The organism is Limnospira sp. PMC 289.06 (genome assembly GCF_032350395.1).
GTDB classification, from domain to species: domain Bacteria; phylum Cyanobacteriota; class Cyanobacteriia; order Cyanobacteriales; family Microcoleaceae; genus Limnospira; species Limnospira platensis.
The window spans coordinates 1-6,156 of sequence record NZ_JARPLC010000190.1; the positions used below are offsets into that span (position 1 = coordinate 1).

7 protein-coding genes are annotated in these 6,156 nt (G+C 46.1%); 5 read left to right on the forward strand and 2 right to left on the reverse strand.

Going from position 1 to position 6,156, the window contains the following annotated elements; all coding sequences use genetic code 11:
* Positions 1–177 precede the first annotated feature (177 nt).
* Positions 178–1,398 (reverse strand): geranylgeranyl reductase, encoded by a 1,221-nt coding sequence (chlP, locus tag P5674_RS22640; RefSeq protein WP_006616671.1) that lies wholly within the window; start codon positions 1,396–1,398, stop codon positions 178–180.
* A gap of 329 nt (positions 1,399–1,727) precedes the next feature.
* Between chlP and P5674_RS22645 the strand changes: the two genes are divergently transcribed.
* From P5674_RS22645 to cysE, 4 genes are all read left to right on the forward strand, one after another.
* Positions 1,728–1,940: a hypothetical protein gene (locus P5674_RS22645; protein WP_006616672.1), complete on the forward strand. Its 213-nt coding sequence runs from the start codon at positions 1,728–1,730 to the stop codon at positions 1,938–1,940.
* 8 nt (positions 1,941–1,948) lie between these two features.
* A complete protein-coding gene (locus P5674_RS22650) occupies positions 1,949–2,584 on the forward strand; it encodes a hypothetical protein (protein ID WP_006616673.1) in 636 nt (211 codons plus the stop codon).
* A 20-nt stretch (positions 2,585–2,604) separates the two neighbouring features.
* Positions 2,605–2,904 (forward strand): hypothetical protein, encoded by a 300-nt coding sequence (locus P5674_RS22655; RefSeq protein ID WP_006616674.1) that lies wholly within the window; start codon positions 2,605–2,607, stop codon positions 2,902–2,904.
* A 104-nt stretch (positions 2,905–3,008) separates the two neighbouring features.
* The gene (cysE, locus tag P5674_RS22660; protein WP_006616675.1) at positions 3,009–3,794 is read left to right on the forward strand and encodes a serine O-acetyltransferase; all 786 of its coding nucleotides are present in this window, start codon (positions 3,009–3,011) and stop codon (positions 3,792–3,794) included.
* Here cysE and P5674_RS22665 read toward each other — a convergent pair.
* Positions 3,791–4,354, reverse strand: a complete 564-nt coding sequence (locus P5674_RS22665) for an Npun_F5749 family FMN-dependent PPOX-type flavoprotein (protein ID WP_006616676.1) — start codon at positions 4,352–4,354, stop codon at positions 3,791–3,793. The two genes, cysE and P5674_RS22665, sit on opposite strands and share 4 nt — an antisense overlap.
* Between P5674_RS22665 and P5674_RS22670 the strand changes: the two genes are divergently transcribed.
* Complete coding sequence (locus P5674_RS22670; RefSeq protein ID WP_006616677.1) at positions 4,353–5,417, forward strand: tocopherol cyclase family protein; 1,065 nt, start codon at positions 4,353–4,355, stop codon at positions 5,415–5,417. The genes P5674_RS22665 and P5674_RS22670 overlap by 2 nt on opposite strands.
* Positions 5,418–6,156: the final 739 nt, after the last annotated feature.

Below are 6,156 nucleotides of genomic sequence, written 5' to 3' on the forward strand. Positions count from 1 at the left end.
CTTACAACACCATAGGCGGTCAGATATGTAATATGTAGGGGCGGGTTCTGCGATCGCCTTTGATATAAGTCCAGAATCTTTATAACCCGCCCTTACTTACAACACCATAGGCGGTCAGTTATTTAACTAAAAGAGAGCCCCGTCTCTTGAGAGCGGGGCGCTAACTTTCTGGTTAAACTAGGGCGCTAGGGCGTGACCCCGTAGCAGACTACCCAGAGTTTTGGCTGTGATCTTCATTTGTACTAACGGGTTAGCCGGAACAACTGTCTTATACAGATAGCTGTCAAACGTCATCCGTTGTACATCGAGATCAGAACACATTTCTACAAACGCTTCCCGACTTGCATCAGAACGGTAGAATACCCGTTGCAGGACATCCAGCACTAAGTAGGTCATGCCATACTGTTTATCCCAGCGTTTCAGATACAGTTTCAAATCATCTTCAGTGGGGATACGCTGACCCGCGTTGGAAGTTTCCACAATCGTTTCAGCACACATACGACCAGACTTAGCCGCAAAGTAGATACCTTCACCAGAAGACTTAGTTACCGTTCCGGCTGCATCTCCCACTAGGGCTACCCTACCCACAACCCGACGGGGACGGGGATGTTCTGGAATCGGGTGAGCTTCTACTTTAATGATTTTACCACCTTCAATCCGATGGGCTGCACGGGCGCGGATTCCGGCTTGCAGCTTTTTGATCATCGCTTGGTTAACCTTCATGGTTCCGGTTCCCACCGCCACGTGATCATATTTCGGGAACACCCAGGCGTAAAAGTCCGGGGAAACATCATTCCCTACATACATTTCCGCCCGATCTTCGTAATAAGCCATTTTATCAGCCGGGATGCGAATCCGCTCTTGGAAGGCGATCGCATAATTATAATCCCCAGCGTCAATAGCCTTCGCTACACGGGAGTTAGCCCCATCAGCACCAATGACGAGATCTACTTTCAGGGTTTTGGCAGTTCCTACCGCATCACCACTAGAATGGTCATTGTAGTGGATCGTGTAAGGTTCGCCACTGCTGGCGGGGATTTCTAACTTGTGAACAGTACCGTTGATTAGGTTAGCACCCAAGGACGCGGCACGGTCACGCATGAAACCGTCGAGGACCTCCCGACGACACATTCCGATATATTCGTTTTCATTTTCTAAATTGATATCCACCTCACGGTTAGAGGGGGAAATCATTTTCATTTTTCTAACCCGCCGATCAATGATTTCGGGTGGCAGGTCGAATTCACTTACCATACACAGAGGAATAGCACCACCACAGGGTTTGGCGTTATCCAGTTTGCGCTCGAATAAATAGGTTTCAATTCCAGCTTTTACTAGCGTTTCGGCTGCGGATGAACCCGCAGGACCAGATCCGACAACAGCAACCCGTAGAGTCAAAGGTCTTCTCCCAAAAATTTATCTCGTCAGTTACTAAGCCAAAATCCTAACACGAACTTTCAGCCTAGGGGGAGGTTTCTGTTCAGACTTGTGACGTATTGCAACACACCTTAACATAACTTTACAAAACTCAAACTTCATTCTCAATTATGGGTTTGATACCTCATACCCAAGATCAATAGTTAATTATACTTATTTCCTCCCCCAACCTTACCCACAAACATCGCGGGAATTAATGATTGACAGGATAACCCGCCCCTAGGGTAGGATTGATCATGCCATACTAGATGATTATCCATTCCTAATGAAACCGTAAATCAGCCCAAACTATGCCTTGGAATAATCAGCAAAACTCAACCACAACCCCTACTCAACTAATTAATCAAATCTTAACTTCCGGGAAACTGACCTATGTGCAATATCTGGGATTAATGTCACTCATATTGTCCGATACTCAGATTACTGATTTAGAACGCCATCAAATTAATCGCATTTTTGATTATGTTCAAAATGGTCGCCTGACTCTGATTACCTCAAATTAATTTTGGTTATGAATACCCCCAGTCACGGAATTATAAATCTGGCTTTATTGGCAAATTCCAGCCACCCCGATGCTAATTTATTCATTGTTTTAGGAGGTATTTTACCAGATATTCCCATCTTTATATTCTACGGTTGTGCAAAATTTATCGCCAAAATGCCAGAATCTCAAATCTGGTCGGAGGCTTATCACTCACCAGCTATAAGCAAAATTGTTGCCATTTTCCATTCTATACCGCTGGGGATTTTAGGATTGGCGATCGCCTTTAAAGTCGGAGGTTATATACCTCAAGTTTTTTGCCTAAGTCTAATTGGGCATAACTTATTAGATTTGCCAGTCCATAACGATGATGCCCATCGCCATTTTTTCCCCTTCAGTAACTACCGTTTTATCAGTCCTATTTCTTACTGGGATCCCCGACATTATGGCTCCCTAGTGTCCCTGATAGAATTGCTGTTAGTATTATGGGCAAGCTATACAGTATTTTCCCAAGTGCGATCGCCCCTAGGTCAAACTCTAATCCTATTAGTCAACCTCTTCTATGCAGGCGGCTATAGCTACCATATCCTTAAACATACCAGAAAGCAGACTCACCACCCCATAAACCGAATCAAAACAGCTATACTTGAGAAGATAGCCCCATAACTGACAGCTTAAATTTTCAGATGAAAGCACAAGAGCTAATCCCCCTCAGCTTATTGATAATAACTGCGATCGCCCCCGTTTCCGCCCAAACCACCGAAACCACCGACAACAGCCGTGAGTCCCTCAGTCCAGTTAATCCCGTTGTAGTGAACCAACCAAAAGCGATCGCCCAAATTGACCAAGCGACATTAAGGAACGCTTGTTCTAGCAAAAACTTTGACCTATTACCAATTCCCTTTTCTGATGTATCCCCCGACCATTGGGCTTTTGAGGCAATAATGAACCTATACTACTGCCTCTGTCCCTCAGTGAAATTATAAAGCCCTGGTAAAATTGAGCATATCCTGATATTTGCACTTTTGTATTAGTTCCCGATCCGTTAACATAGATAAGTAATTTGTTTAACAGAAACTGGTTATTGATTGTGCTAAAGACCCTTCGAGCCGACTTTCGCATTATCTTCGATCGCGACCCCGCCGCTCGGAACTGGCTAGAAGTCATGTTCTGCTACCCCGGTCTGCAAGCGTTGCTATTTCACCGTCTCGCTCACTGGTTGTACTGTATCGGTTTACCCCTAATTCCCCGTCTGATATCTCACCTGTCCCGATTTATTACCGGCATTGAAATCCACCCCGGGGCTACCATAGGTCAAGGCGTGTTCATAGATCATGGTATGGGTGTAGTCATTGGAGAAACAGCCATTGTCGGAGACTTCTGCTTAATTTACCAAGGCGTAACCCTCGGCGGTACAGGTAAAGAAAGCGGTAAACGTCACCCCACCCTAGGGGAAAATGTAGTCGTCGGAGCCGGAGCCAAAGTTCTCGGTAATCTCCAAATTGGTAATAATGTCCGCATTGGTGCGGGTTCCGTAGTCTTGCGCGATGTTCCCTCTAACTGCACAGTAGTAGGGGTTCCCGGTCGCATTCTTTACCGCTCCGGTGTCAAAGTTAACCCCCTTGAACATGGTAGTTTACCTGACTCGGAAGCCGTAGTGATTCGGACTCTGCTAGATCGCATTGAAACCCTCGAACAGCAAATGGAATCCTTACAGCAGGAAAGGGTACTCATGGTTGAACAAATCCCTGTAGCAGCAGGTTCCTCAACCTCTAAAGGACAATATCAAACCTTAACTACCCAAGAAGGTAATAACCTAAGCTGTCGGATTAAAAATAGAGCCATCCAAGAATTTTTAGACGGTTCTGGTATTTAAGGATTGACCGCCCTCCCCTTACTCGTGCCATGACCTTGAATCTCATAAATGGTCCGATTCTGGGGCTCACCACGCAATTGTAAATGATCCACCCGCTCCGGTGTTAGCAGCAAAACTGAAAAGTTGGGGGGTGGCTGTTGGGAAATGGGGTCGGGAGGGTCAAAATTAGCGTTTGGCGATCGCTTTTCACCAGGGTCTGGCCAGAAAAATTGACTTTTGGCTGCCTCTGATAACTCTTGCCAACTCTGATAACATAGATGCTCTGTATACTCTACTATGGTTAACTGACCAGAGATACGGAACTGTTCCCTGGTTTTGGGAAAATACCAGCAAGCCTCACCCCAAGGATTTTGGGCAATTTCTATCACCTTTTGGCTACGTTGGTCTGTCACAAATTTCAGGCGATCGCCCTTAGTCATAAACCCCCTAAATACTACCGTCCGATTAGCCGGTCGTCCGTCCAGGCGAACCGTCGCTAACTGTAAATAACGGGAATAGGAAAGGCTACGGTTTCGGTGCATAGCCGCCACCAACGCTAATCTCCAGACAGGAGTTTTCATGATTGCCATGTTTGATTTCAAACCCATTACTCTATCTACCCCCCACAATGGTTATCACTGGGAAGGCGGCGATCGCCGTTTTTTTGAGGGCTGGTATTATCGTGTCACTCTCCCCGAACCCCGTCAAACCTTCGCCTTCATGTACTCCATTGAAGACCCCAGCGGCGGACAACCTCACAGTGGCGGTGCCGCCCAAATTTTAGGACCAGATGACCAGTACCTCTGTCGGACTTTCCCTGATGTCAATAAATTCTGGGCATCTACCGACACCCTAGCCCTAGGTCATTGGGGAGACACTGACCTAAAATCTGCCCCTGGATATCTCGACTCTCAACTATTCGATCGCCATATTCATCAAGGATATCAGGGAACTGATACCCACCATCAAGGTAGCCTTAAAGATGGAACCCGTAACTGTAGTTGGGAATATACTATCACTCCCGTTTATGGGTGGGGAAAACAACAGTCAACCGCCGGCTGGCTATCATTTCTGCCTATTTTTGAACCGGGATGGCAAATATTAATGGCTCACGGTTGGGCTACGGGCTCGATTGACTGGAATGGCACACTCTATCAGTTTACTAACGCCCCCGCTTACGGTGAGAAAAACTGGGGCGGCGCATTTCCTCGAAAGTGGTTTTGGGTTAACTGCAACTGTTTTGACCATATTCCTGATTTGGCTCTCACAGCAGGCGGCGGAAAGCGATCGGTATTGTGGTGGATCGAGTCCGTCGCTATGGTCGGTATTCACTATCGCGGTCAATTTTATGAGTTTGTCCCCTGGAATGCTCAAGTTCACTGGCAAATTGCACCCTGGGGAGATTGGCACATTCAAGCTGACAACGGACAGTTTCAAGTTTCCCTCCAGGCTACCACTACCTACCCCGGTACTCCTCTACGCGCCCCTACTCATCATGGCTTGCAATTCTGCTGTCGCGATACTATGAAAGGTGAAGTAACCCTACAACTCCGACAACAGCGACGCTTAATTCTGGAAGCCCATAGTTCCCTCTGTGGTCTGGAAACTGGAGGCGGTCCCTGGGATGAAACCTGGGTTCATTGATAGTTATGTTAAGTTTTGTAACAAAAAATTAAGCAATGTTAAAAAAAATCATTTTTTTGGGGAGGGGGTAGCTTTTTTGCTTGACTCATGCTACTATTGTAAAATAATGGGAATATTGACAGCTTTTTTGTTTTGGCAAATATCAAATTATTTAAGAGTATGTCAATATCATACCAGAAATCCCCGGCTTTTGTCAACCCCTTGGGGCTAACTTGGCGGGCAAATTTTTTAAAATTGTCTAAAAAATCAACATATAAGCACGAGAATCTGTTACCATAGAGTAAATGACTGGGGCTGTGGCTCAGATGGATAGAGCAAGCGCCTCCTGAAGAATCGGGCACCATGTGGGGAAACCCCTTGTGTGAATGTGGTCAAACTCAAGGAAGCCTAAGTTTATGTGAACCATGAATAAGGTAATCTTGAGCCAAGCTCTAACCCCTACGGTTGGAGAAGGTGCAGAGACTGGTTTTGGGAGTTGGATTAAACGACTTCTTGAACATAACGGCCACCACCTAAGAGCATTCTATGAGTGCTTATGGTGAAGGGATAGTCCAGAGAGTGGGGAAACTCACACAAATCTGAAGCGCTAGGTCGCCGGTTCGAGTCCGGCCAGTCCCGTTGCCTTTAAACCCTTATCCTAACGGCGATAGCCGGGAAACACTCAACCCGATAGTCGTACCTAATTACTCAGATATTACTCACAATCTAGTCCTAGCATAGGAAAATAATTCTGTCAATA

Excerpts from the sequence above, each read along its gene's own strand:
- P5674_RS22670 (WP_006616677.1), top strand. The coding sequence starts at position 4,353 with ATGATTGCCATGTTTGATTTCAAACCCATTACTCTATCTACCCCCCAC.
- P5674_RS22645 (WP_006616672.1), top strand. The coding sequence starts at position 1,728 with ATGCCTTGGAATAATCAGCAAAACTCAACCACAACCCCTACTCAACTA.
- P5674_RS22665 (WP_006616676.1), bottom strand. The coding sequence starts at position 4,354 with ATGAAAACTCCTGTCTGGAGATTAGCGTTGGTGGCGGCTATGCACCGA.
- P5674_RS22655 (WP_006616674.1), top strand. The coding sequence starts at position 2,605 with ATGAAAGCACAAGAGCTAATCCCCCTCAGCTTATTGATAATAACTGCG.
- P5674_RS22650 (WP_006616673.1), top strand. The coding sequence starts at position 1,949 with ATGAATACCCCCAGTCACGGAATTATAAATCTGGCTTTATTGGCAAAT.